We start from the raw sequence: 1,381 nt of genomic DNA, 5'->3' as shown, positions 1-1,381 counted from the left end.
CCAGGGAAACAGATTAATTTTTGATATGATTTGAAAAGAAACGACCTTAGAACAAGAAGGTTTCTATAGTCCTGAGGTTTGTGAAAGTTTTAATTTATTGGAACGATTTTCCAATAAGTCTATAACGTATCTTCATATTGGAGATGTTCCATGTGATAAATATGAAATTTCGTATGAAATTGATAATTCTGTAATAGGAAAGTATTGGCCAACAGTGGTTAAAGGTTTCTCTTCCAGGGGGACGTTATTTGACGGTGAGACAAAAAAACGATTATCTGAAGATGCTGATGTTGTTGTTAATCATGACTATTATTTAGTAACGAAAAAAACTGTATCTCAACTTTTAGGTGACTATAATTTTATCTCTTTGGAATGTATTTCTGAATCAAAAGTGAGCATCGGGAATACATGGTACGTGTATAAGGTTCAAGCTTTAAAATATGACGAATCCCCAGCTCGATTTTTTTTAGTTTTTCATGCAAGATTAACTGAACATCCAATAAAAATGTACCCGTTGTGGCCTGAACATGTAGAACGTCCATACGTCATACTTCAGAAAGAAAATAAAATTAATATTTTCATGAAAGGCGATTATGTACATTTTAAAACATCTCCAAAAACAATTTTTTTGCAGCAATCATTAAAGAATAATTCAGCAAATTTAATATCAATAACTACGAAAGCTGACATATACCAAATATTGTCAGCTGGACGTGTTTGTGCTTTGGAGTACATGTATTTTGGAGTTAGTGATTTTGATAATATCAAAGCTCTTGCCAAAGGGGTTAATGTAACAGATATAAACGGAAATGTCTTAACTGGCGGTATTTACAATAATTTGCCAAAAAAATCAGTGTTAAATATTTCTCTTGATGTTGATGGTTTTGTAGAAATTACTGATCTTGATGGTTTTGTTTTAGATAAATATTTTCCTAAAGACAATAAAGTCATCATTAAGGATATTAAATTTAATACTGAGATTAAGGTTTATTTGGGAATTGACTGTTTGTGGCATACTAAATTTATAAGATCAGTAAATAATTATGATATACGGAATGATCTTAAAATTGTTTCTTCTTTGAGGTCGTATAAAGATTACGTGTCTTTACCTCATAATGTAAACATTATGAGTAATAAATTAAAATCGCATCCTTCTTTGCATGATTGGTTGATAAAAGAAATCAAACTTGGAAGAATTTCAGGAAAGGCCTTAAAAATTCTTAGCTTGATCATTATGAGGGAAAGTAATAATGGATGATAGATATGTTGAATTCAACTCAATATGTATTAGAACTTTCCCAATTAATAATACTATATAAGATGTGCAAATATTGAGCACATCTTGTTTCAATATCTCATTATTTACTCCATATACCAATCA

1 protein-coding gene is annotated in these 1,381 nt (G+C 30.1%); it reads left to right on the top strand.

Annotation, left to right across the window (positions count from 1 at the left end):
* Positions 1–97 precede the first annotated feature (97 nt).
* Positions 98–1,258: a hypothetical protein gene (locus BMY80_RS11935; RefSeq protein WP_093143961.1), complete on the top strand. Its 1,161-nt coding sequence runs from the start codon at positions 98–100 to the stop codon at positions 1,256–1,258.
* Positions 1,259–1,381 lie beyond the last annotated feature (123 nt).

Source organism: Ruminobacter amylophilus (genome assembly GCF_900115655.1).
GTDB lineage: Bacteria > Pseudomonadota > Gammaproteobacteria > Enterobacterales > Succinivibrionaceae > Ruminobacter > Ruminobacter amylophilus.
Note: the sequence above shows the minus strand (reverse complement) of the source record. Positions and strands in the feature narration are given on the sequence as shown.